This window comes from Ruegeria sp. CDSC068, from assembly GCF_059610545.1.
Map to the genome: position 1 here is coordinate 321,364 of NZ_JBXWNV010000005.1, position 23,828 is coordinate 345,191.

The following is a 23,828-nucleotide window of genomic DNA, read 5'->3' on the forward strand; positions in this document are numbered from 1 at the left end:
AAAGGGAGCTTCACATGCCCGTCTACAACGCGCCAACCAAAGATACGCAGTTCATTCTGCACGACGTACTGAAAATCTCGGACTCCGACGTTCCGGGGTACAACGAGCTTGAAGCCGAATTCACAGGCGCCGTTCTGGAAGAAGCAGGCAAAGTGGCCACCAATGTTCTGCACCCGCTGAACGTGGTTGGGGACACCGAAGGATGCCGATTGGAAAACGGTATCGTATACACGCCCACCGGGTTCAAAGACGCTTTTGAGCAGATGAAAGAAGGTGGCTGGACTGGCCTCGACATGCCGGAAGAGTATGGCGGTCAGAACATGCCATACGTCCTGGGCACCGCCGTTGGCGAGATGTTCTCGGCTGCGAACCAGGCATTCGTGATGTATCAGGGCCTGACGCACGGCGCGGCGTCAGCGATCCTGGCGCACGGAACCGACGAACAGAAAGACAAATACCTGCCCAATATGGTCAGCTGCGAATGGACCGGCACCATGAACCTGACGGAACCGCATTGCGGCACCGATCTGGGCCTGATGCGCACCAAGGCAGAACCACAAGGCGATGGCAGCTATAAGATTTCGGGCCAAAAGATATTTATCTCGTCCGGCGATCACGACATGGCTGACAACATCATCCACCTGGTGTTGGCCAAGATCCCCGGCGGCCCCGAAGGCATCAAGGGCGTCTCCCTGTTCATCGTGCCCAAGTTCATCGTCAATGAAGATGGTACGCCGGGCGAGCGTAACGGTGTCTCGGTCGGCAAGATCGAAGAGAAGATGGGTATCCACGGCAACTCGACCTGCGTCATGAACTATGACGAAGCCACCGGCTGGCTGCTGGGCGAAGAGCACAAAGGCATGCGTGCCATGTTCACCATGATGAACGAAGCGCGTCTGGGTGTGGGCATGCAAGGCCTGTCTCAGGCAGAGGCCGCGTACCAGAATGCCGTCGAATACGCCAAAGACCGCCTGCAGGGCCGTGACGTGACCGGTGTAAAGAACCCGGACGGCCCCGCCGATCCGCTGATCGTGCACCCGGACATCCGCCGCAACCTGATGGATCAGAAAAGCTTCACCGAAGGTGCGCGCGCGTTCATCCTGTGGGGCGCGACCATGATCGACAAAGCACACCGGTCAAACGACAAAGATGCGGACGGACTGATCTCGCTGCTGACACCGGTCATCAAAGGCTTTTTGACCGATCAGGGCTATGACATGACCGTTCAGGCACAGCAGGTCTATGGCGGTCATGGCTACATCGAAGAATGGGGCATGTCGCAATACACCCGCGACGCACGCATCGCGATGATCTACGAAGGCGCCAACGGCGTTCAGGCGTTGGACCTTGTCGGTCGTAAGCTGGCGCAAGACGGCGGCAAGCACGTCATGGCGTTCTTCGACATGGTCAAGACCTTCTGCAAAGACAACGCTGGTAAAGACGAAGCCTATGACAAGGCCTTCATCGAACCGCTGAAGGCTGCGTCCAAAGACCTGCAGGCCGCTGGCATGTACTTCATGCAGGAAGGCATGAAGAACCCCAACAATGCTCTGTCCGGTTCTTATGACTTCATGCACATGTTTGGACATGTTTGCTTGGGCTTGATGTGGGCGCAGATGGCCAAAGCCGCGCAAGATGCGCTGGATGGCGGCGCGTCGGACAAGGAGTTCTACGAGACCAAGATCAACACCGGCCGTTTCTACATGGCGCGCCGCCTGCCTGCTACAGGCATGCATCTGGCACGCATCCAGACGGGCGCGGACACGGTCATGGCTCTGGACGCGGCGAACTTCTGATCTCAGTCTGGGTCCGGGCGATAATGCCCGGACCCAGCTTACCGGAGGAACCACATGCCAAAGCGTTTTCGACTAACCCGCCGCTTTCCCGTCGCAATGACCGAAGACGGGTATCGCAAGCTCAAGGCGTTCGCGCGTGATGCTGGATTGGACGAAGGAGAGGCGCTGTCGTTTCTATTCGAGAATTTCAACAGCGTGATCAACGAGGACAACCTGACCCATCGCCTGCGAATCTTCAATTCCGAGTTGGATGACCGCAAGCGTTAAACACTACAGCCACCTTCACTCAGGTGGGCGTGTTTTCAGCAAGACAATGCCCTTTGGCGCACAGCCAAGCGGATCGTCTTTCTCGAAATACGCGAGTTTCGACTTCGCACCGTACGCCTTGGGAGGGGCGATCGCATGACAATCGAACTTCATTGCTTCGGAGAAAGCGGAAACAGCTACAAGGCTGCCTTGGCCCTGGAAATGTCCGGGCTGGACTGGGAGCCGGTTTTTGTAGACTTCTTCAAAGGCGTGACACGTACTCCCGAATACCGCGCCGAAGTCAATGAAATGGGCGAAGCGCCCGTGCTGGTCGATGGCGATTTCCGAACCAGCCAATCGGGTGCCATTCAGGCCTATGTGACTGAGAAATCCGGCAAGTTCGGCGGCAAGAACCGGGATGAGAACTACGACGTTCTTCGCTGGGTGCTGTGGGACAATCACAAGCTCAGCTCAATGGCTGGCTTGACCCGTTTCCTGATCAACTTTCTGCCGGAACAGCACCGAAATCCTGATGTAATTGCCTTCAATCAAGGTCGCCTCAAAGCGGCTTATGACGTTCTGAACACTCATCTTGAAGGTCGCGATTGGATTGTTGGTAATGACGTCACGAATGCCGATCTCAGCTGCTGCAGTTATCTGTACTATCCTGAACCATTCGGCTTTGACCGTGCCGACTGGCCCCATATCGACGCCTGGCTGACCCGCTTGTCGGAACAGCCAGGCTGGAAACACCCCTATGACCTGATGCCCGGCAAACCGTCGGATCGAGCTTAAGGAGAGACCCCATGACCGAAGCTTATATTTATGACGCCCTGCGCACCCCGCGCGGCAAGGGCCGCAAGGATGGCAGTCTGCACGAGGTAACCTCGGTACGCCTGTCCGCCCTGACCCTGAATGCGATGAAAGAGCGCAACAATCTGGAAGGCCACGCCGTTGAGGACGTGATCTGGGGAAATGTCACGCAAGTGATGGAACAAGGCGGCTGTCTGGCACGCTCGGCTGTTCTGGCCTCGGACCTGGACCAGTCGATCCCCGGTCTGGCGATCAACCGTTTCTGTGCGTCCGGCATGGAAGCAGTGAACCTGGCAGCAAACCAGGTCAAAGGCGGCGCTGGCCAGGCGTACATCGCAGGTGGCGTGGAAATGATGGGACGCGTTGCCATGGGCAGCGACGGCGCAGCGATTGCCGTTGATCCCTCGCTGGCGATGGACACCTATTTCGTGCCACAGGGAATCTCGGCCGATATCATCGCGACCGAATATGGCTTTAGCCGTGATGACGCAGACGCGTTGGCGATGGAATCGCAACGCCGAGCCGCGGAAGCATGGGCAGACAACCGCTTTGAGAAATCGGTTATCACCATCAAAGATCAGAACGGCCTGACCATTCTGGACCGCGACGAATACATGCGCCCCGGCACTGACATGCAAAGCCTTGGTGGCCTGAACCCGGCCTTCCAGATGATGGGCGAACAGATGCCCGGCTTCGACAAGGTGGCCATGCTGAAATACCCGCATCTGGAAAAGATCAACCACATCCACCACGCGGGCAACAGCTCGGGCATCGTGGACGGTGCTGCGGCGGTTCTCATCGGCAACAAGGAATTCGGTGAGAAATACGGCCTCAAGCCACGTGCCCGCATCAAAGCGACTGCCAAGATTGGCACCGATCCGACCATCATGCTGACTGGCCCGGTACCGGTGACCGAGAAGATTCTGGCCGACAACGGAATGAAGATCAGTGATCTGGACCTGTTCGAAGTGAACGAAGCTTTTGCCTCAGTCGTTCTGCGGTTCCAGCAGGCGTTTGATGTCGACCCCGGTTTGGTCAACGTCAACGGCGGTTCGATCGCCATGGGCCACCCGCTGGGCGCAACCGGTGCGATGATCATCGGCACTCTGCTGGATGAACTGGAGCGTCAGGACAAGGAAACCGGTCTGGCCACGCTCTGCATTGCATCCGGTATGGGTGCAGCGACGATCATCGAGCGCGTCTGATGCCCAAGCTGGATCTCTCTCAGATCCCGTTTCAGGGTGGCTCGGCCTATCCCGGCAAACTGGCCGAGGCGACCGCAGGTCGTTTCGTCCAGCGTGTGGGCGATGCAGGCGGGCTGTCCCAATACGGGGTCAACATCGTGCGGTTGGAACCGCAAGGCATGTCTTCGCTGCGCCATTACCACATGGAGCAGGACGAATTTGCCATCATGCTCAGCGGCACCTGCGTGCTGATCGATGACGATGGTGAGCATGAGATGCAGCCCGGCGATTGCGCCGCTTGGCCCGCAGGTGAGGCCAACGGCCACCACCTTGTGAACAAAACCGATGCGCCCGCGACCTTTCTGGTGGTGGGCACACGGACCCCGACCGAGACCGGCTATTACAGCGACATAGACATGATGGTGAAGGATGATGAGAACGGATTCGCCTTCACCCGCAAAGATGGCAGCCCGCTGACGGCTGACCAGATTGGAGATGACAATGACTGATTTCACTCTGAGCAAAGACGCAGACGGCGTCGCCATTATTACCTGGGACGTGCCCGGGAAAACCATGAACGTGATGTCCTTTGACGGGCTGGCGCAACTGAGCGATCTGGTCGATCAGGCGCTGGCTGATGAAGACGTCAAAGGGATCGTTATCACATCCGGTAAGGAAGGCTCCTTTGCAGGCGGCATGGACCTGAACCTGCTGGCCGTGATGAAGGAACAGGCGGGCGACAACCCGGCAAAAGGCTTGTTCGAGGGCACGATGCAGATGCACGCCCTACTGCGCAAGATCGAGATGGCGGGCATGGACCCCAAGACCAAGAAGGGCGGCAAGCCGATTGCGACCGTTCTGCCCGGCACTGCCGCAGGCATTGGCATGGAACTGCCGCTGTCTACGCATCGCATATTTGCGGCCGAAAACCCCAAGGCCAAATATGGCCTGCCCGAGATCATGGTCGGCATCTTCCCCGGCGCGGGCGGCACCACCCGGATGGTCCGCAAGGTTGGCGCGATTGCCGCCGCTCCGCTGCTGCTGGAAGGCAAAATGCTGGACGTCAAGAAAGCCAAGGGCGCGGGTTATATTGACGAGATCGCAGCCGACCCAATGGCCGCAGCCAAGGAATGGGTGCTGAACGCCAAGGACGCGGATATCGTCAAACCCTGGGATGCGAAGGGCTATAAGATGCCCGGCGGCGCCCCCTACCACCCAGCCGGTTTCATGAACTTTGTCGGCGCGTCGGCGATGGTGAACGGCAAAACCCAAGGCGCCTTCCCTGCGGCTAAGGCTCTGCTGAGTGCAGTTTACGAAGGCGCACTGGTCGATTTCGACACCGCGCTGAAGATCGAAGCGCGCTGGTTTACATCTGTTTTGATGAACCCGTCGTCGGGTGCGATGATCCGGTCGCTGTTCCTGAACAAGGAAGCGTTGGAAAAAGGCGCTGTGCGTCCGGCGGGCGTACCCGATCAGCGGGTCAAGAAGATCGGCGTTCTGGGCGCGGGCATGATGGGTGCCGGTATCGCGCTGGTCTCAGCTCAGGCCGGTATGGAAGTGGTTCTGATCGACCGTGACCAAGAGGCCGCGGATAAAGGCAAGGCCTACACCGAGAGCTACCTGGACAAGGGTATGAAGCGCGGCAAGGTCACCGCTGAGAAGAAAGAGGCCATGCTGGGTCGCATCACCGCAACCCCGGATCTAGACAACCTCAAAGGCTGCGATCTGATCATCGAAGCCGTGTTCGAGGATGTGGGCGTCAAGGCCGAGATGACCAAGAAGGTCGAGGCGATCATTCCCGAGGATTGCATTTTTGCGTCGAACACTTCGACCCTGCCGATCAGCGATCTGGCCAAGGCGTCGGTGCGTCCGGATCAGTTCATCGGCATCCACTTCTTCTCGCCAGTCGAGAAGATGTTCCTGGTCGAGATCATCAAAGGCAAGGAAACAGGTGATCGCGCGGTGGCCAAGGCACTGGACTATGTCCGCCAGATCCGCAAGACGCCGATCGTGGTCAACGACGCACGCTTCTTTTACGCCAACCGCTGCATCATCCCCTATATCAACGAAGGTTTGCGCATGATCACCGAGGGCGTCAGCCCTGTGCTGATTGACAACGCCGCGCGTCAGCTGGGCTTCCCCGTTGGGCCGATTCAGCTGAACGATGAAACATCGATTGATCTGGGCGCCAAGATTGCTCGCGCCACCAAAGCCGCGATGGGCGATGCCTATCCGGAAAACCCGGGCGATGATCTGATCTTCTGGATGGAAGAACAGGGCCGTCTGGGCCGCAAGGCAAACGCGGGCTTCTTCGACTATGACGAAAAAGGCAAGCGTACCGAGTACTGGATGGGTCTGCAGGAGAAATACCCGCATGCCGAGGACCAGCCTGACCTGATCGCAGTGCAGGAACGACTGATGTTCGCGCAGGTTCTGGAAGCGGTCCGCGCGCTGGAAGAAGGCGTTCTAGAGGACATCCGCGAAGGCGACGTGGGTGCGATCCTTGGCTGGGGCTTTGCGCCATGGTCGGGTGGTCCGCTCAGCTGGCTGGACATCATTGGCACGCCCTACGCCACCGAGCGTTGCGACCAGTTGACGGCACAGTATGGTGAACGTTTCGCCTGCCCGCCGCTGCTGCGTGAGATGGCTGAGAAAGGCCAGAGCTTCTATGGTCGCTTTGACCCCGAAGCAAAAGCTGCCTAAAAAATAGACGCTGGTGCGGGTTACCGCGCCAGCGCCATTCTTTAATCAATAGCTTTCAATAAATTAGAATATCGGAGCAGGCCGCCCCGGCCGCCCGGGACGTCGCGCGCCCATAACAGGCCGCGCTGGAAATATCGGGTTCTGCATGATCGGCGCCGGTAGCGCGCCCAGTGAGTTTGCAAGCACTGCTATATCCCTGCTATGCGCGACCATGTCGATCAGATCTTCGGTCCGCTCAGCATCGACCACCTTGTAAGAGGCGTTCGCGGGCCGGCTGTTCGACCCAAAGCGGCCCGCAGGACAAAAGGCGCGCAGGCCGCCCTCAATGTAGATCACTTCGTCTTGCTCAAAGAACAACGAACAAACCTCAAACAGCAATGATGGCGCGCTGGACGAAAGCCGGAACGTACCGCTGAGAACCCGCGCAGGGACCACGGGCATGCTGATCGGCAGCGTGATCGGACCCCGGTTCAGTTTGGTATTATCCAACGCCACGCCCTGCTCTGGCATCAACCAGACCGGATCGCCATTATACAAAGTGTTTGACGGCACACGGACCGGCAGGTTTTCCGCTTTGGTCTCACTGGCAGGGATTGCGATGCAATCGGTCGCAACCCGCGAGACTGCCCTGAACCCGTTGTCCATCGTTCGGATCAGATCGCCTGCTTGCAGTCCTTCAACAGGCTGCCAACCGCGATCCGTCGCGATCTTAGTTCCGTGGACAAAACCACCCCGACGCGCGTTCAGCGAAACCGCAGGGTTGTCCTGCACTTGATGGTTCGGAACGGCCTCATAACTCAAAACACTCTGTACTTTTAACACGTGTCGCACCCACTTCTGACACAAAACAACTACTCATAACGACTAGCACAACTTAAACATGGCCAACTTTGTTTAGACACATTGTTGCCCAATTTGCGTCCTTAAAGCTGTGAAAAACAACAATTCTTTGAACAACACTGCGAAATTGGGAAATATTGGCGGGCTTTTGGAAACTATAATGACCGCCAGCGCTCATGCGTGCGGCCGAATCTGTCGGAGCCCGTCGATTGAAATCGCCCGGGTCATGTTACACCCATCGGGGTCAGGTCTGAATGATCCCCGCTTGCCCTCTCAAAACAATAAGCTGGCCTCAGGATACGGCTAAACCGGTTCTGGCCGAGCAGCCTCGCGCCCTGCACGCCATCCCAACAGGGCACCAGCGATTGCGATCAAGCCAATCCCAGCAATCTGCATCGGCCCGATTGCCTGCCTGAAGGCCGCAAAAGCAAAAAGCGGACCGAAGATCATGACCGAGTACTCAAAGACCGCGACATAGGACGGCTCGCCCACCTGATAGGCCTTGATCAACATGAAGACGGCAATCGTGGAACCAACCGCCTGTATTGCGATCCACAGCAATGCGGGCTGCATCTGCCAGACCCACCCCCGGGCGGCGAAGCCGTCGGGGCCATCCGGCGCGGCCACCGGAATCAGCTCGAGAACCAGAAGACCGATCCCCCCGGCCGCCCCCAGCGTGATGATCATCGCGGCCAACAGAGCGACGGTGCTTTCATCCGAACAGTGGCTGCGCGTGATAACGGCACTCAGCGCGTAGAACATGCCCCCGGCGACCGGCAACAGGCTGCGGGTATCGAAATCGTAGGGGTCAAGCTGCAGCACGCACAGGATCCCTGCAAACCCCAGCAAAACCGCAACGATACGCCAAGGACCAATCCGTTGTTTCATTGCCAGGGCCGAGATCAACAGGACAAAGATCGGCGATGTGAACAACCCGGCCAGCGCCTGCGCAATCGGCATGACCGCAAGCGACGCGAAATAGAACAACATGGCCAGGGTGATCAGTACGCTGCGCAGAATCACCGGGCCAAATCGTTTCGGGCGCATACTGCCCAGCCCCAATAGCGACAGACCAAAGATCAGCGGCAACATCAGCAACGCGCGGCTCAGGTGGAATTGCCACAGGCCAACCGTTTCCGCCAACAGGATCACCACGTTGTCTATCACCCCGATGATGGCCATCGCGCTGATCATCAGCACCGATGCCAGTATGGGTGACGTCTGAGTGTCCGCCTGCATCATTCACCTCGGCATAACAGTGGAGCACGACAGGCCGATCCTTCGCGCGCCGTTGTATCCAGCACATTTACCGCAGACGGCGCAACTGGTTTGCGCCCTTTGAATTTACCATGTTAAGCTGGGGCAAAATAATAACGAGCAAACTTCACCTTGATGACGGCTCTGAAACAGTACGAACGGATCGAAGCCACCGGTCTGTGGCGCCCCTCGCCCGACGTGCAGCGGCGCGAGGTTGTGGTGTCGATTGGCGAAGCAACGCTGACGATTTCTGATTTCAACGATCGGGCATTGACCCATTGGTCATTGGCTGCGCTGGAACGACAGAACCCAGGACTTTATCCCGCAATCTTTAACCCGGACGGCGACCCCGACGAAACGCTGGAGCTGGAAGAAACAGAGACCACGATGATCGCGGCGATCGACCGTTTGCAAAAGGCAATTGATCGGTCGCGCCCGCATCCCGGACGGTTGCGCTGGCTTAGTGTTGCGGGAGTGGTTGCTGCAGTTGCCGCACTATTGCTGTTTTGGGTTCCGGCCGCACTGCAAAGCCACGTCGTTTCTGTTGTCCCCGAGATCAAGCGATACGATATCGGGGATGCGATCCTGCACCGAATTGAACGGGTTTCGGGTGTTTCGTGCACCTCCGAGGATGCACAGGCTGCGTTGGATCAACTGGCAGCCCGAACCGGAGTGCGAGAGGTCGTTATTCTGCCCGCTGGGGTACAAACAAGCCTCGGCCTGCCTGGTGGGATCATTCTGTTGAACCGCTCATTGGTTGAAGATCACGAGGACCCATCCATCGCCGCCGGTTACATCATCGCCGAACGCGCGCGGGCTGCCGCACAGGATCCCTTGGACGAAGTACTGGACCGAACCGGCCCAACTACGGCGTTTCGCCTGCTGACAACCGGAGAGCTGACGCCCGAGATCGTTGACGCCTATACCGAACAGGTCTTGTCAGAACCGCGCCCAACTTTGTCCGATCAAGCTTTGCTAGAGGTTTTCGCCCAGGCGGCGCTGCCTTCAACGCCATATGCCTATGCTGTGGATGTCACGGGGGAAGACACTCTGGGCTTGATCGAGGCCGACCCGATGGCCGGACGCCCGCTGCCACAAGTGCTGCCGGACCGCGATTGGGTCCGACTGCAGAATATCTGTGGCGAGTAGGCCGGTTACTTGGTGCCGAACATCCGGTCGCCGGCATCGCCCAACCCAGGCATGATATACCCTTTTGAGTTCAACTCGCGATCCAGCGACGCCGTGACGATGTTCACGTCAGGATGCGCCTCTTTCATGCGGGCGACCCCTTCGGGCGCGGCCAGCAGGCAAAGGAAGCGGATATCGGTCGCCCCTGCCTCTTTCAGCAGATCAATCGCCGCAGCCGAGCTGTTGCCGGTGGCCAACATTGGGTCAACGGCAATGACAAGACGGTCTTTTAAGCCTTCGGGCGCTTTGAAATAATACTGAACGGGTTTCAGGGTTTCTTCGTCGCGGTACAGCCCGACAAAACCCACACGCGCTGATGGGACCAGTTCCAGCACCCCGTCCAGCATTCCGTTGCCGGCACGCAGGATCGATACCAAAGCCAGTTTTTTACCGGCCAGAATGGGGGCGTCCATTTCCTCCATTGGGGTTTCGATGTGGCGGGTGGTCAGCTTCAGTTCACGCGTGACCTCATAGGCCAGCAACAGGGTGATTTCGCGCAGCAGCTGTCGGAAAACAGCGGTCGAGGTGCCCTTGTCCCGCATGAGCGTCAGTTTGTGCTGCACCAGCGGGTGGTCAACGACGGTCAGGTGTTCGCTCATGTTCTCTCCAGTCTTTTCTTGACCCGTTCGCGGGTGTCATCATCGCAGAAGGCCGCATTCAGGGCTGTGTCGTTCAGGGCCGCAAAATCCTCGGCGTCCCAGCCAAAGGCCTGATGCAGCATCTCATATTCGCGCCGCATGGTGGTATGGAAAAACGGCGGGTCGTCGGTGGAAACTGTGACGTTCACACCTTGATCGCGCAACCGGGCAATCGGATGTGCCGCAAAATCGGGGAACAGGCCCAGAACCACGTTGGAACCGGGGCAGACTTCAAGCGTGACTTCGCGGTCGACAAGTTCCCGGATCAGATCGTCGTCCTCGATGGCCCGCACGCCGTGGCCGACCCGTTCGACACCGAGGTCCCGAACAGCATCGCGTACGCTTTCGGGCCCGCCGAACTCTCCGGCATGGGTGGTCAGGCGCAACCCAGCTTCGCGAGCGCATTCAAAGGCCCATTTGTAATCGCCCTGCGTCCCGACGCCCTCATTACCGCCCATGCCAAACCCGGTGATCCAGTCACCGGCGGTTTCCGCTGCGCAATAGGCGCTTTGTTTCGCCTGTTCGGGTCCGAAATGCCGGACGCACGTGACAACGCCGCGCAGGGTGATATCGAACTTGCGCTCGGCCTCGTCTGCCGCATCCTGAATGGCGTTCAGATAGTCACGCCAGGCGTGCACATCCCCGCCGCCGCAGAAATCAGGGCTGAGGAAAGTTTCCGAATAGACCACCCCATTCGCAGCACTCTCCTCCAGAATGGCCAAGGTCAGGCGACGGAAATCCTCGGGTGATTTAAGCACCTCGCAGGCGGCCTCGTAGACACTGAGAAAGTGGGCGAAGTCGCGGAAGTCATAACTTCCGTCTGATTTAAAGATACCGCTCAGGTCTATGCGTTTTTCATGCGCAAGCTGACGGATGAATTCAGGCGGTGCTGCCCCTTCATGGTGCAGGTGCAACTCGATTTTGGGTAGGTCTGCGACGGTCATAGAAAACTCTTCCCCGGCCCTTGTGCCGGAATGTTCAGATGGTGTGCGATACTTGCAGCGACATCGGCAAAATCGACGGCCCCGATTTGGCCCGTGCCCTGCCCCGCGATCAGAACGGGCACCTGTTCGCGCGTGTGGTCGGTTCCGATCCAACTGGGGTCATTGCCGTGATCGGCGGTCAAAAGCATAAGATCGCCCGGGCGCAGCTTGTTCAGAATCAAACCGATCTCGCGGTCGAACCATTCCAAGGCGCGGGCATAGCCGCTGATATCACGGCGGTGGCCATAGAGGCTGTCGAATTCAACAAAATTGGCGAAGGTCAGGGTGCCTTCTTCGGCCTGATCGACCAGATCGGACAAGTGGCCCATCAACTCGGCATCCGACCCTTTGCGCAGCGTGTCGATCCCCTGCATCGAGAAAATGTCGCCGATCTTACCCACCGCATGGACGCGACGCCCCGCATCCTGCACCCAATTGGTCAAAACCGGCGCTGGTGGCAGGATGGCAAAATCCTTTCGGTTGGTGGTGCGGGTAAAGCCCTGATCAGGTGAGCCTGTGAAGGGTCGCGCGATAACCCGACCCACTTTCATCTCATGCAACCGCGGGGCAAGCGCCTTGCACATGTCCAGCAGGCGGTCGAGGCCAAAGCTCTCCTCATGTGCCGCGATCTGGAACACGCTGTCGGCGGAAGTGTAGCAGATTGGCCGACCCGCCCGCATATGCTCGGCCCCTAGTTCGGCGATAATGGTCGTGCCCGAGGCGTGACAATCACCTAGAATACCGTCTGTTCCAGCCGCCTGGGCCGCAGCCTGGCTTAAGTCGGCGGGGAAGGTTGGCGTGGTATCCGGGAAATAATGCCAATCCCACGGCACCGGCAGACCGGCCAGCTCCCAGTGGCCCGAAGGCGTATCCTTGCCCAGTGAATGCTCTCTCGCGCACCCCCAGCGCCCAGACGGATCGACCTCCAACCCCGGCGTTTCTGACCCCGATGCCAACCGCGTTGCGGCCCCCAGTCCCAGCGCATCCAAGTTTGGCAGGTACAGTGGACCTGAGCGCCCGTCTTCAGCCCGCCCTTCGGCGCAGGCCTGTGAAATATGGGCCAGTGTGTTTGCACCCGTGTCCGACACATCGCCATTAAAGAACCGATCAGCATCCGGCGCGCCGCCGATGCCAACCGAGTCCATCACCACAAGAAACGCGCGGGTCACGGCGTAATCCTTTCGTGGACAAGAGTGGGCTCTGCCGGGGCATCGGCACCTATCGTGATCGCGCTGAGAACGCTCTGGGCGGCCCGCCGCGCGGCATCCTCCCGCGAAGCGTGGATTACCGCCAAAGGCGCGCCCTTCTCGACTTTGTCGCCCAGCCGGACGATGTCAGACAGACCCACGGCCGGGTTGATGACGTCGTCTTCAACCTGCCGTCCGCCGCCCAGTGCAACAACTGTCAGGCCCAGCGCCTCACCGTTAATGGCAGTGATGTGTCCGTTGGTCGGTGCCGGAACTTCAAGGATCACGCTGGCCTCTGGCAAGTACCGGGACCAGTTTTCAACAAACTGCAGTGGCGCGCCTACGGCTGCCATCATACGCCCAAAGCGTTCCGCCGCGCGACCGTCGCGGATGACATCCGTGATCTTGTCGCGCCCTTCTTCGGCGGTTGCGAACATCCCGGCATCCGCCAGCAGAACCCCGCCCAACTCGGCCGAGATTTCGGCCAGCGGGGCATAGGGGTCTTGCGTCATGACCTTCATCACCTCGGCCACTTCCAACGCATTGCCCAGCGCGGGCGCCAAAGGTTGGTGCATATCGGTGATGACCGCCGAGGTCCGGCAACCTGCTGCATTCGCAGTTTCCGACAGGGCCTTTGCCAGTTTGCGCGCATCCTCCAGCGTCTTCATAAACGCGCCGCTGCCGACCTTGACGTCCAGCACCAAAGCCTCGGGGCTGGCGGCCAGTTTCTTGGACAGGATCGACGCTGTGATCAGGTCCAGACTTTCAACGGTCGCCGTCACATCACGGATCGCATAAAGGCGTTTGTCTGCCGGGGCGATCTGCCCCGTGGCCCCGACAATGGCCGCGCCTGTATCCCGCAAAATCTGCTTCAGGCGGTCCTGACCGATCTGGGTGCTGACACCGGGAATGGCCTCAAGCTTGTCCAGGGTACCGCCAGTATGACCCAGACCCCGCCCCGAGATCATGGGGACATAAGCCCCCATCTCAGCCAGTGCAGGGGCGAGCACGAGGCTTACGCTGTCTCCCACCCCACCGGTCGAGTGTTTGTCAATTACCGGGCCATCGAAATCCCAGCTGAGCACATCACCGCTGTCGCGCATGGCGATCGTCAGATCGGCGCGCCCTTTGGTGCCCAATCCGCCCATACAGACGGCCATGGCAAAAGCGCCCGCTTGAGCGTCGCTAACACCACCATCGGCCAAACCTTGCGCGAACCAGTTCAGCTCATCTCCGGTCGGCACCTCATTCCGGCGCAGTTTTGCAATGATCGAACGGGCGTCCATGGGGTCACACGTCCTCCATGTGCGAGGCGTCGAAAGCGCCCGGCAGCAATTTTCCAATCGTGGTTACAAACTCGGCGCCTTCCATGGTCGCCAGCGTCACCTTGACGTCCCGCTTGCCAAATTCGGCCAGCTTTTGCCGGCAACCGCCACACGGCGGAACCGGTTGCGGGCTTGAGGCAACAACATAGACCTCGGACAGTTCCTGTTCGCCCGCAGCGACCATCGCGGCAATAGCTCCGGCCTCGGCACAGGTGCCTTCAGGGTAAGCCACGTTTTCCACGTTACAGCCGGAATAGACCTCACCGCTGGCGGACCGGATTGCCGCCCCAACTTTGAAGTTGGAATAAGGCGCATAGGCTTTTTCCCGGACAGACAACGCTGCATCTTTCAAAGTCATGGCGATTCCCCATTTTTGATCAACTGGTCAGAAAATCACACCCTAAAGGAAACTGCCCGGGGAGTTGAACCCCCGAGTACAAGATTCCCAGGCAAATTCTCACCTAGACCAGATCGGTATTGAAGACTCCTGGAAGGGTGACTTCAAGCAATTCGACATCATCAGAAGGTTCGGACAGTTTGGTGCGCATACCGGGCGGGATCACGAACGCATCCCCTTGTTCCAGACGGTAGGGGTCGCGCCCTTCACCTTCCAAAGTTACCTCGCCCGTCATGACGAAGGTAAAATGGATATCCGTGTCATGCGTCGCCCAGACCGGTTCACCCTGCCCTTTTCGTACGACCTGCACGCCTGCAACACCCTTGGTTTTCTCGGCAATCGTCGTGTCGCGACAGATGTATCCTGGCAGGCGGAATGGTCCCCATTCTGAATTCTCGGCTTTGTTATAAACAAAACGCTGCCCTTGCCATTCGCGGTCCGGGCGGAAATTCGGCGTAGGCAGGCCCATCTCGTGGTCGATTTCGGTGACATGTTCGGCGGGAACACCGATTTCGATCACCTGAACATTATCGGAGGCTTCAAGAACGCGGTGGCGGATTTCTGGGGGTTGGATAAAGCAATCCCCGGCTGTCAGGCGCATTTTTTCGCCCTGATCCTCGTACACGACGTCGACCCAACCATGGATGCAGAAAATCAGTTGAAACCCGACCTTGTGGAAATGCACCATATCCGGCACCGGCCCCCCATCGGGGATACGGATATGGCTGGCGATGATCGACCCACCCAGCCGATCTGGCACCAGATCGCGGTAATGCATCCCCGCCCGCCCGATGATCCAGGGTGCCTGATCCTTGAGCCTGCGAACCACAAAGGAATGCACCGTTTCAGGCATCACCATCGGCGGGTTCAACTCGTCAATTTCAACCCGTGTACCATTTGGCGCGACCAGAGTCCGCTGTCCGCCCGCAAAACCGTCAGGATCGTCTGTCAGGATGCGGATCGTGCCTGCCGCTTCAGGCGCGTCCCTCTCAACCCGAAGGCGCAACCCGTGGCCTGAAAACACGGCAACACTCGGATCGTCAGCGGGATAGATCATATCCATCCTCATTCCGAGGGTCTTTGTGAAAAACGGGATATCGTCGCGCAGCTCGCTGGTGGGCAGTCGGATTTCAGCGCGCGTCTGGCTGTTGTTCAAGGTCGAGGTCATTCAGCGTCTCTTCGGCATCGGATTTTGGCCATCCGATCAGAACAGAGGCCAAAATGCCAATCGAAAAGAACATCTCAAGCGTTTCTTCCAGCACAAAGAGCCGCACTGTCATAAGTGTGGACAGATCTGCCTGGTAAATTCCGGAAACTTCCTCGAGCAGCTGAGCGGTTACCGCCAGCAATCCCGCCAGCACGAAAATCACGAAAAAAGGCGCCCGTCGCTTTGCCGCCCGCCATGCCGTCGGGGCTCCATGCCATAGGGCGCCTCCGATCACGATGACGGCCAGAACAATCCGGACCGACGTCATATCAAGCACACTGTCCAAACCGTTAAGGACCCAATATGGCAGGCTGTCGACTGGATAGATTTCCGCCTCAAGCTCTCTTTCCGCCAGCAACAGACAGACCAGCGCAATATAAAGACGGGTGATGCCGGGATAGCGCCAGAGCGCGGCCAGACCTGAGGCAAAAAGCGCTGCGGCCGAAATCGTTTCGAACAATCCCCCCTCTTCGTTCAGAGCAAGGGCTTGAACCGGCCAGATACTGACGGCGACAAGGATAAGGATGGCGATCAGCAAAACCGATACGTAAGCGGCGCGATCCGGGCCAACCACAACTTGTTCCGCCGGGAAGGCAGTCCCGGCCTGAATTTCGTCTTTATAGCTCATTTATGGCTTTCAGTGCTCGACAGGTCTAAGTTGGCTCCAAAGTTGCCCGAATGTAAAAGCAATACGACGCTTTTCAACGGGAAGTCGGTGAACTTTAGCGAAACTGTTGCAAAATGACGTAGCGTAGCCAAAGCCGGGGAAATAGTTTAACACTAAATCAAATTTTCTGAGGAGTTGAGTCGCCGATGTCGGACACACCCAGCCTGCGGCAGGCCGCGCTAGAATATCACGCCCATCCAAAGCCCGGTAAGCTTGAAATAAAAGCGACTAAACCAATGGCGAACGGCCGCGATCTGGCACGCGCCTATTCACCCGGTGTGGCCGAAGCCAGCCTGGAAATCAAAGCGGATCCTGCCAACGCCGAGCTGTATACCGCACGCGGGAATTTGGTTGCGGTCGTCTCAAACGGAACAGCGGTTCTGGGGCTGGGAAACATCGGCGCGCTTGCTTCTAAACCGGTGATGGAAGGCAAGGCCGTCCTGTTCAAGAAATTCGCCGGGATCGATTGCTTTGACATCGAGCTCAATCAACCTGACCCCGAGAAACTGGCGGATATCGTTTGCGCATTGGAACCGACCTTTGGCGCGATCAACCTTGAAGACATCAAGGCGCCGGACTGTTTTATTGTCGAAAAGCTGTGCCGGGAACGGATGAACATCCCGGTCTTTCACGACGACCAGCACGGCACCGCGATTGTCGTGGGTGCCGCGGCCAAGAATGCGCTGCACGTCGCCGGCAAAAATTTTGAAGACGTCAAAGTGGTCTCAACCGGTGGCGGCGCGGCGGGAATTGCCTGCCTGATGATGCTGGTCAAACTGGGCGTCAAACGCGAGAATATCTGGCTGTGCGACATTCACGGGCTTGTCTATGAAGGCCGTAAAGAGGACATGAACCCGCACAAGGATCAATTCGCACAAAAAACGGATTTGCGCACGCTGGACGATGTAATCGGCGATGCAGACCTCTTCCTTGGCCTTAGCGGGCCGAACGTCCTGAAGCCCGAGATGGTTGACAAGATGGCCAAGCGCCCGATCATCTTCGCGCTGGCCAATCCAAGCCCGGAAATTTTGCCACAAGCCGCACGCGAAGTCGCGCCGGACGCGATCATTGCCACCGGCCGCAGCGACTTTCCCAATCAGGTCAACAACGTGCTGTGTTTCCCCTTCATCTTCCGGGGCGCGCTGGATGTGGGTGCGACCGAAATCAACGACGAAATGCAGATCGCCTGTGTGGACGGGATCGCCGAGATGGCACGCGCCACGACCAGCGCCGAGGCGGCTGCGGCCTACAAAGGTGAGCAACTGACATTTGGCCCCGATTATCTGATCCCCAAACCCTTTGACCCGCGCCTTGTCGGCGTCGTGTCCTCGGCCGTTGCCAAAGCCGCGATGGAAAGCGGTGTGGCCAAGCGCCCGATCGACGACTTCGAGGCATACAAAGAACGGTTGAACCAGTCCGTCTTCAAGTCTGCCCTGCTGATGCGCCCGGTCTTTGAGGCCGCGGCCGTGGCCTCGCGCCGGATCGTGTTTGCCGAGGGTGAGGACGAGCGTGTTCTGCGCGCAGCTCAGGCCATTCTTGAGGAAACAACCGAAACCCCAATCCTGATCGGCCGCCCCGAAGTGATCAATGCACGATGCGAGCGGTTGGGGCTGACGGTCCGTCCCGGCAAAGACTTCCAGATTGTGAACCCGCAAGACGACCCGCGATATTATGATTACTGGAACTCCTATCACGAGATCATGCAACGCCGCGGTGTCACGCCGGACCTGGCAAAGGCGATCATGCGGACGAACAACACCGCCATTGCGGCCATCATGGTGCAACGTGGTGAGGCAGACAGCATGATCTGCGGCACCTTTGGCGAGTATCGTTGGCACCTGAACTACGTCGAACAGGTTCTGGGCGATGTCGATCTGCACCCGCATGGCGCGCTGTCGCTGATGATCCTCGAGGACGGACCGCTGTTCATTGCCGATACCCATGTTCGGCAGCTACCAACCCCAGAAGAGCTGGCCGAGTCGACCATTGGCGCCGCGCGTCATGTTCGACGTTTCGGGATCGAGCCTAAAATCGCCTTCTGTTCTCAGTCGCAGTTTGGCAATCAGGCTGAAGGATCGGGCAAAAGGTTGCGGGCGGCACTGGATATCCTCGACGCCGAGCCGCGCGATTTCACATATGAAGGTGAAATGAACCTGGATCTGGCCCTCGACCCTGAACTGCGTTCGCGGATCTTCCCGAACTCACGCCTGAAAGGAACAGCAAACGTTCTGATCTTTGCCCATGCGGATGCGGCGAGCGGAGTGCGCAATATCCTGAAAATGAAGGCCGATGGCTTGGAGGTCGGCCCGATCCTGATGGGCATGGGCAACAAGGCGCATATCGTGACGCCGTCGATCACAGCGCGCGGATTGCTGAATATGGCGGCGATCGCGGGTACACCCGTAGCGCATTACGGTTAATAAACCTGAGCACAGTATTCAGGGCGCCAGTATCGGCGCCCTGTTTGATTCACAGCAGGCAATAATTTGCACGCCAAAATATTCAACTTTGCAAAAGCGCAAAATTGGTCGTTAAAAGTCAGCAAAAAGGCGATGATTTGCAAAAATTTGCAGGCCAACCTGCGGATTCTTGCAAATTTTTTGCGATAAAGTGACGCTCCGTCACAGCGCTCGCTTGTGCGGTGCCCCTAGGCCACATAACACATTTCTCAAGGAGATTTAGGAGGAGTTCACCGTGGCATATCAGGACATTTACGAAGGCTGGAAATCGGATCCAGAGGCTTTTTGGATGAACGCTGCAAAGGCAATTGACTGGGTTCAACCGCCGACCAAAGCCCTGTTTGACGACAACGCCCCTTTGTATGAGTGGTTCAGCGATGCCAAAGTGAACACCTGCTGGAACGCGGTCGACCGGCATGTCGAAAATGGTCGCGGCGAACAGGCCGCAATCATCTATGACAGCCCGATCACCCACACCAAGCGCGAGATTTCATATGTCGAACTGCGCAATCGCGTGGCCAATCTGGCCGGGGCATTGCGTGCCAAGGGCGTGGAAAAGGGCGACCGGGTCATCATCTATATGCCAATGATCCCCGAAGCGCTGGAGGCCATGCTCGCCTGCGCCCGTCTGGGGGCCGTGCACTCGGTGGTTTTCGGCGGCTTTGCTAGCAATGAGCTGGCTGTCCGGATCGACGACGCCAAGCCCAAGGCGATCATCGCCGCATCCTGCGGGATGGAACCAGGTCGCGTCGTGCATTACAAACCGCTGCTGGACGGGGCCATCGACATGGCCAACCACAAGCCCGAGTTCTGCGTGGTCTTCCAGCGCGAACAGGAAGTGGCACAATTAATTGAAGGGCGCGACTACAACTGGCATGGATTCCAATATGGTGTCGAACCGGCAGAATGCGTTCCAGTCGATGGCAATCATCCGGCGTACATCCTGTATACTTCCGGCACCACCGGCGCACCCAAAGGTGTTGTACGCCCGACCGCAGGCCATTTGGTGGCGCTGAACTGGACAATGAAGAACATCTACGATGTCGATCCGGGCGATGTGTTCTGGGCAGCGTCGGATGTGGGCTGGGTCGTGGGGCATTCCTATATCTGCTACGCTCCGCTGATCCACGGCAACACGACGATTGTGTTCGAAGGTAAACCTGTTGGCACCCCCGACGCAGGCACGTTCTGGCGGGTGATTTCCGAGCATAAGGTCAAAAGCTTTTTCACCGCCCCGACCGCCATCCGCGCCGTGAAGCGTGAAGACCCCAAGGGGGAAATGCTGGCGAAGTATGACCTCTCCTGCTTGCGCGCCTTATATCTGGCAGGTGAGCGGGCTGATCCCGATACGATCGAATGGGCGCAGGACGCGCTGAAGGTGCCGGTGATCGATCATTGGTGGCAGACCGAAACCGGCTGGACCATCGCCGGCAACCCACTGGGGATCGAGGAACTGCCGGTCAAGCTGGGTTCACCCGCCAAACCGATGCCTGGCTATGATGTGCAAATTTTGGACGAAGGCGGTCATCCGATGAAGCCAGGTGAGCTGGGCGCTATTGCGATCAAGCTTCCCCTGCCCCCGGGCACCTTGCCAACGCTGTGGAATGCCGAGGATCGGTTCAAAAGTTCATACCTGAACCAATTCCCCGGTTATTACGAGACCGGCGATGCAGGAATGGTCGACGAGGATGGCTACCTTTACATCATGGCGCGCACTGATGACGTGATCAACGTCGCTGGTCACCGCTTGTCGACCGGCGGGATGGAAGAGGTTCTGGCCGCCCACCCCGACGTGGCCGAATGTGCAGTGATCGGTGTGACCGACCAGTTGAAAGGTCAAATGCCAGTAGGGTTCCTTTGCCTGAATGCAGGCTGTGACCGCGACCATGGCGAGGTGGTTCAAGACGTCGTCAAACTGGTGCGCGAAAAGATCGGGCCGGTCGCTGCGTTCAAACTAGCCGTGGTGGTAGACCGCCTTCCCAAGACCCGCTCGGGCAAGATCCTGCGTGGAACGATGGTGTCGATTGCGGACAGCAAGGACTACAAGATGCCAGCTACCATCGATGACCCGGCTATTCTGGACGAGATCACCGTCGCGTTGAAAACCCTTGGCTACGCTCAGTAGCAGACATGCGGGCGACGATCCGTCGCCCGCATGTCTTCCTCTTGCAACCTGAAACAAGCCCCCTACTGTCATCCCAAGACAGCGAGGGCCCATGACACAAACCGATATCTGGCGTCTGAACGCCACCGACCTGACCGCCTTGACCCGCAGCGGTGAGTTGAGCGCGTTGGAGGTCACTCAGCATGCAGTCGACCGAATGCATCAGGCCAACCCAGACCTGAACGCGGTGGTCGAAGACCTGAGCACCGAGGCGTTGGAGCGTGCGCGTGAACTGGATGCGGCCGTGGCAGGCGGTGCACCCGCGGGGCCGTTGCATGGCGTTCCCGTCACTATCAAAATTAACGTCGATCAAAAGGGGCGTGCGACCTCGAACGGTGTTGTTGCCCTGAAGGATGTGATCGCGCCCGACGACGCGCCGGTTGTGCGCAATCTGCAGAAAGCCGGGGCCATCGTGATCGGGCGGACGAACACGCCCGAATTCTCATTCCGCGCCGATACAGACAACCCGCTGCATGGCCGGACACACAACCCTTGGGGCCGCCATATCTCACCCGGCGGGTCTTCGGGCGGGGCCGGTGCGGGCGTGATGGCTGGGATTGGCGCGCTGGCGCATGGCAACGACATCGGTGGCAGTCTGCGGTTTCCCGCGGCGGCCAATGGCGCGGTCACAGTCAAACCAGGGCTGGGGCGCGTCCCCGCGTGGAACCCCAGCCAGCAAGCCGAACGCGGAATTCTGGCACAATCCATGTCGGTGCAGGGGCTGATTACCCGCTCTGCCGCCGACTTGCATCTGTCCATGCCCAGCCTGATCGCCGCCGACCCGCGCGATCCGTTTCACGTTTCAATGCCGTGGCGAGGGGAAGCCTTGGATGATCCGATCAAAGTTGCCTTCACCAAGAACACCTTCGGCTACGCGCTGCACCCCGAGGTCGACAAGGCGCTGGACACGGCCCGCGATGCGCTGGTCGACGCCGGCTATCTGGTGGAGGAGATCGACCCGCCGGATGTATTCGAGTGTGGTCGGTCAGGGTATCGCGCCTTGATGGGCGAAGTCCTGACATTGATGCAAAACGACATCAAGGCGGCAGGATCTGAAACCATCCGCGAGATCTTTGACGTCTATTTTCAGGAATTCCCGCCCATAGTTGAAACCGACCTGATCCGAATGTTGGCCAAGCGGAGCCACTATGCCCGTGAATGGTCGTTGTTTACGGAAGACTATGCTTTGGTCTTGTCGCCCTTCCTACCGCAACCATTCTTCAAGCCGGATCGGGACACCGAAGGTGCCGAAGGGGTGCACGAGGTTCTTGGCTGCGCCGTTTATTCCTATGCGATGAACTTCCTTGGCCTGCCCGCCGCTTGCGTTCCGGCCCGGCTGGCGGATTTGTCCAGCGGCCCGCAGCCGATCAATGTCCAGATCGCTGCCCGCCGCTGGCGTGAAGATATGGCCGTGGATGCCGCCGCCGCAATTGAGGCGCGCGTCGGTCAAATGTGCTTGCCCTTGTGGGAGAAGATGGACACGTAGTGCGACCCAAAACGAAAATAGACCCCGGGGTTTTGTGCCCGGGGTCCGCTTACTAAAATAAGCCCAGATATCATTAACGAGCGTAGCACCACCTACCCTCGCCAGCGCGTAAACTGCGCAATCGTTCGAAAACGTCGTTTGGTGGCCACTCACTCCCACCTAGACGTGTTCTCCGGGCAAGATCAGATTAGCGGAAAGTTAATGAAGCTCATGTGAACTGCTTCACACAAGTTCTAAAAAATTCGTAAGTCCCAAAATTTAGGTGAATTGCTCGGATATCAGGCGCTCTTCCAACCCATGCCCAGGGTCGAACAAAATGCGGTGCTGGATTGCAGGTTCAGAGCGGATCTCGACCCAGTCGATATCAGGGAATGAAACCGAATCTGCATCGGCCATGACCGGGCGTTTGTCCGCATCCAGCACATCGAAACGCACCTTGGCGATCTTGGGCAACAGCGCACCGCGCCACCGACGCGGCCTGAATGCAGCAATAGCCGTCAGGGCAAGAACATCTGATCCAATTGGCAGAATCGGGCCGTGAGCCGAGTAGTTATAGGCGGTCGATCCGGCAGGCGTGGACAACAACGCGCCATCACAGACCAGTTCATCCATGCGAACACGGCCATCGACACTTATCCTGAGGCGCGCGGCTTGTGGCCCTGCGCGCAGCAGCGACACCTCGTTGATCGCCAGCGCCTCGTGCATCTTACCTGACTGATCCATCGCACGCATGGCCAGTGGGTTGATGACTTCTTCCTCGGCTTCGCCCAGACGGGCCATAAGGTCGGCTTCGTGGAACTCGTTCATCAGAAAGCCGATTGTTCCTCGGTTCATGCCATAAACCGGCGTGTCCAGATGCTGCATGCTGTGCAACGTATGGAGCATGAACCCGTCACCGCCCAGTGCAACGACAACATCGGCATCCCGCGGTGCCGCGTTTCCATAACGTTTCACCAGCACGTCGCGGGCTGTTTGGGCCACTTTGACGTCGCTGGCGAGGAAAGCGATTCTCTGGATCATTTGTTGCGGTTTCCGGTCTTGCACATTTGGTTCCGAAACAACCATACCTTTCCCCGATAAGCCAGACTTGACGCCACAGCGGGCCAATTCGTCGCTTTAAAGCTTTTGCGCATGTACCGTTTCCGATAGGAAATCCGCAAGATTCTTACCCAGCCATGTGGAGCCCCCATGAACGCCAATCTCCGTGATACCGGATTTTTCACCCAGTCCCTGTCTGACCGTGATCCCGAGCTGTTCGGCTCGATCACATCCGAGCTGGGTCGTCAGC

Annotated in this window: 20 protein-coding genes; 10 read left to right on the forward strand and 10 right to left on the reverse strand. The window is 58.5% G+C overall.

What is annotated here, in order from left to right; all coding sequences use genetic code 11:
• The first annotated feature begins 14 nt into the window (after nucleotides 1–14).
• From AC2FID_RS12985 to AC2FID_RS13010, 6 genes are all read left to right on the forward strand, one after another.
• The gene (locus AC2FID_RS12985) at nucleotides 15–1,796 is read left to right on the forward strand and encodes an acyl-CoA dehydrogenase C-terminal domain-containing protein (RefSeq protein ID WP_496774883.1); all 1,782 of its coding nucleotides are present in this window, start codon (nucleotides 15–17) and stop codon (nucleotides 1,794–1,796) included.
• Nucleotides 1,797–1,850: 54 nt separating this feature from the next.
• The gene (locus AC2FID_RS12990) at nucleotides 1,851–2,063 is read left to right on the forward strand and encodes a hypothetical protein (RefSeq protein ID WP_058274212.1); all 213 of its coding nucleotides are present in this window, start codon (nucleotides 1,851–1,853) and stop codon (nucleotides 2,061–2,063) included.
• 135 nt (nucleotides 2,064–2,198) lie between these two features.
• Complete coding sequence (locus AC2FID_RS12995; RefSeq protein ID WP_282153756.1) at nucleotides 2,199–2,837, forward strand: glutathione S-transferase family protein; 639 nt, start codon at nucleotides 2,199–2,201, stop codon at nucleotides 2,835–2,837.
• Nucleotides 2,838–2,848: 11 nt separating this feature from the next.
• A complete protein-coding gene (locus tag AC2FID_RS13000; protein WP_058275809.1) occupies nucleotides 2,849–4,060 on the forward strand; it encodes an acetyl-CoA C-acetyltransferase in 1,212 nt (403 codons plus the stop codon).
• Entirely contained in the window at nucleotides 4,060–4,548 is a 489-nt protein-coding gene (locus AC2FID_RS13005) for a cupin domain-containing protein (RefSeq protein WP_170560902.1), read from the forward strand. Before AC2FID_RS13000 ends, AC2FID_RS13005 begins: the two co-directional genes overlap by 1 nt.
• Nucleotides 4,541–6,742 carry a 3-hydroxyacyl-CoA dehydrogenase NAD-binding domain-containing protein gene (locus AC2FID_RS13010; RefSeq protein WP_496837175.1) on the forward strand — a complete coding sequence of 734 codons (2,202 nt, stop codon included), beginning with the start codon at nucleotides 4,541–4,543 and terminating at the stop codon, nucleotides 6,740–6,742. The genes AC2FID_RS13005 and AC2FID_RS13010 overlap by 8 nt, the downstream gene beginning before the upstream one ends.
• A 63-nt stretch (nucleotides 6,743–6,805) precedes the next feature.
• On the opposite strand, the gene AC2FID_RS13015 is transcribed toward AC2FID_RS13010, so the two are convergent.
• Together AC2FID_RS13015 and AC2FID_RS13020 are read right to left on the reverse strand one after the other, a co-directional pair.
• Complete coding sequence (locus AC2FID_RS13015) at nucleotides 6,806–7,564, reverse strand: Hint domain-containing protein (protein ID WP_282119944.1); 759 nt, start codon at nucleotides 7,562–7,564, stop codon at nucleotides 6,806–6,808.
• Between the two features lie 321 nt (nucleotides 7,565–7,885).
• Nucleotides 7,886–8,821, reverse strand: coding sequence for a DMT family transporter (locus tag AC2FID_RS13020; RefSeq protein ID WP_472724148.1), 936 nt, complete (start codon nucleotides 8,819–8,821; stop codon nucleotides 7,886–7,888).
• A gap of 153 nt (nucleotides 8,822–8,974) precedes the next feature.
• Here AC2FID_RS13020 and AC2FID_RS13025 point away from each other — a divergent pair, with 153 nt between their 5' ends.
• Complete coding sequence (locus AC2FID_RS13025; protein ID WP_113790280.1) at nucleotides 8,975–9,988, forward strand: hypothetical protein; 1,014 nt, start codon at nucleotides 8,975–8,977, stop codon at nucleotides 9,986–9,988.
• A gap of 5 nt (nucleotides 9,989–9,993) precedes the next feature.
• On the opposite strand, the gene upp is transcribed toward AC2FID_RS13025, so the two are convergent.
• The 7 genes from upp to AC2FID_RS13060 all read right to left on the reverse strand — a co-directional run bounded on the left by upp (nucleotide 9,994) and on the right by AC2FID_RS13060 (nucleotide 16,392).
• Entirely contained in the window at nucleotides 9,994–10,626 is a 633-nt protein-coding gene (upp, locus tag AC2FID_RS13030) for a uracil phosphoribosyltransferase (protein ID WP_058274218.1), read from the reverse strand.
• Entirely contained in the window at nucleotides 10,623–11,609 is a 987-nt protein-coding gene (locus tag AC2FID_RS13035) for an adenosine deaminase (protein ID WP_496837178.1), read from the reverse strand. Before AC2FID_RS13035 ends, upp begins: the two co-directional genes overlap by 4 nt.
• A complete protein-coding gene (locus AC2FID_RS13040; RefSeq protein ID WP_496837180.1) occupies nucleotides 11,606–12,817 on the reverse strand; it encodes a phosphopentomutase in 1,212 nt (403 codons plus the stop codon). The genes AC2FID_RS13035 and AC2FID_RS13040 overlap by 4 nt, the downstream gene beginning before the upstream one ends.
• Nucleotides 12,814–14,121 carry a thymidine phosphorylase gene (locus tag AC2FID_RS13045; RefSeq protein WP_282119947.1) on the reverse strand — a complete coding sequence of 436 codons (1,308 nt, stop codon included), beginning with the start codon at nucleotides 14,119–14,121 and terminating at the stop codon, nucleotides 12,814–12,816. The genes AC2FID_RS13040 and AC2FID_RS13045 overlap by 4 nt, the downstream gene beginning before the upstream one ends.
• A 4-nt stretch (nucleotides 14,122–14,125) precedes the next feature.
• A complete protein-coding gene (locus AC2FID_RS13050; RefSeq protein ID WP_282119948.1) occupies nucleotides 14,126–14,518 on the reverse strand; it encodes a cytidine deaminase in 393 nt (130 codons plus the stop codon).
• Between the two features lie 103 nt (nucleotides 14,519–14,621).
• The gene (locus tag AC2FID_RS13055; RefSeq protein WP_496837183.1) at nucleotides 14,622–15,725 is read right to left on the reverse strand and encodes a cupin domain-containing protein; all 1,104 of its coding nucleotides are present in this window, start codon (nucleotides 15,723–15,725) and stop codon (nucleotides 14,622–14,624) included.
• A complete protein-coding gene (locus AC2FID_RS13060; protein ID WP_496754741.1) occupies nucleotides 15,688–16,392 on the reverse strand; it encodes a hypothetical protein in 705 nt (234 codons plus the stop codon). The genes AC2FID_RS13055 and AC2FID_RS13060 overlap by 38 nt, the downstream gene beginning before the upstream one ends.
• A gap of 185 nt (nucleotides 16,393–16,577) precedes the next feature.
• Here AC2FID_RS13060 and AC2FID_RS13065 point away from each other — a divergent pair, with 185 nt between their 5' ends.
• The 3 genes from AC2FID_RS13065 to AC2FID_RS13075 all read left to right on the forward strand — a co-directional run bounded on the left by AC2FID_RS13065 (nucleotide 16,578) and on the right by AC2FID_RS13075 (nucleotide 22,540).
• The gene (locus tag AC2FID_RS13065; RefSeq protein ID WP_496837185.1) at nucleotides 16,578–18,851 is read left to right on the forward strand and encodes an NADP-dependent malic enzyme; all 2,274 of its coding nucleotides are present in this window, start codon (nucleotides 16,578–16,580) and stop codon (nucleotides 18,849–18,851) included.
• Between the two features lie 274 nt (nucleotides 18,852–19,125).
• Nucleotides 19,126–21,015: a propionate-CoA ligase PrpE gene (gene prpE / locus AC2FID_RS13070; protein WP_058274227.1), complete on the forward strand. Its 1,890-nt coding sequence runs from the start codon at nucleotides 19,126–19,128 to the stop codon at nucleotides 21,013–21,015.
• A gap of 91 nt (nucleotides 21,016–21,106) precedes the next feature.
• Nucleotides 21,107–22,540, forward strand: a complete 1,434-nt coding sequence (locus tag AC2FID_RS13075) for an amidase family protein (protein ID WP_496697082.1) — start codon at nucleotides 21,107–21,109, stop codon at nucleotides 22,538–22,540.
• A gap of 258 nt (nucleotides 22,541–22,798) precedes the next feature.
• On the opposite strand, the gene AC2FID_RS13080 is transcribed toward AC2FID_RS13075, so the two are convergent.
• A complete protein-coding gene (locus AC2FID_RS13080) occupies nucleotides 22,799–23,560 on the reverse strand; it encodes an NAD kinase (protein WP_058274290.1) in 762 nt (253 codons plus the stop codon).
• Nucleotides 23,561–23,828 lie beyond the last annotated feature (268 nt).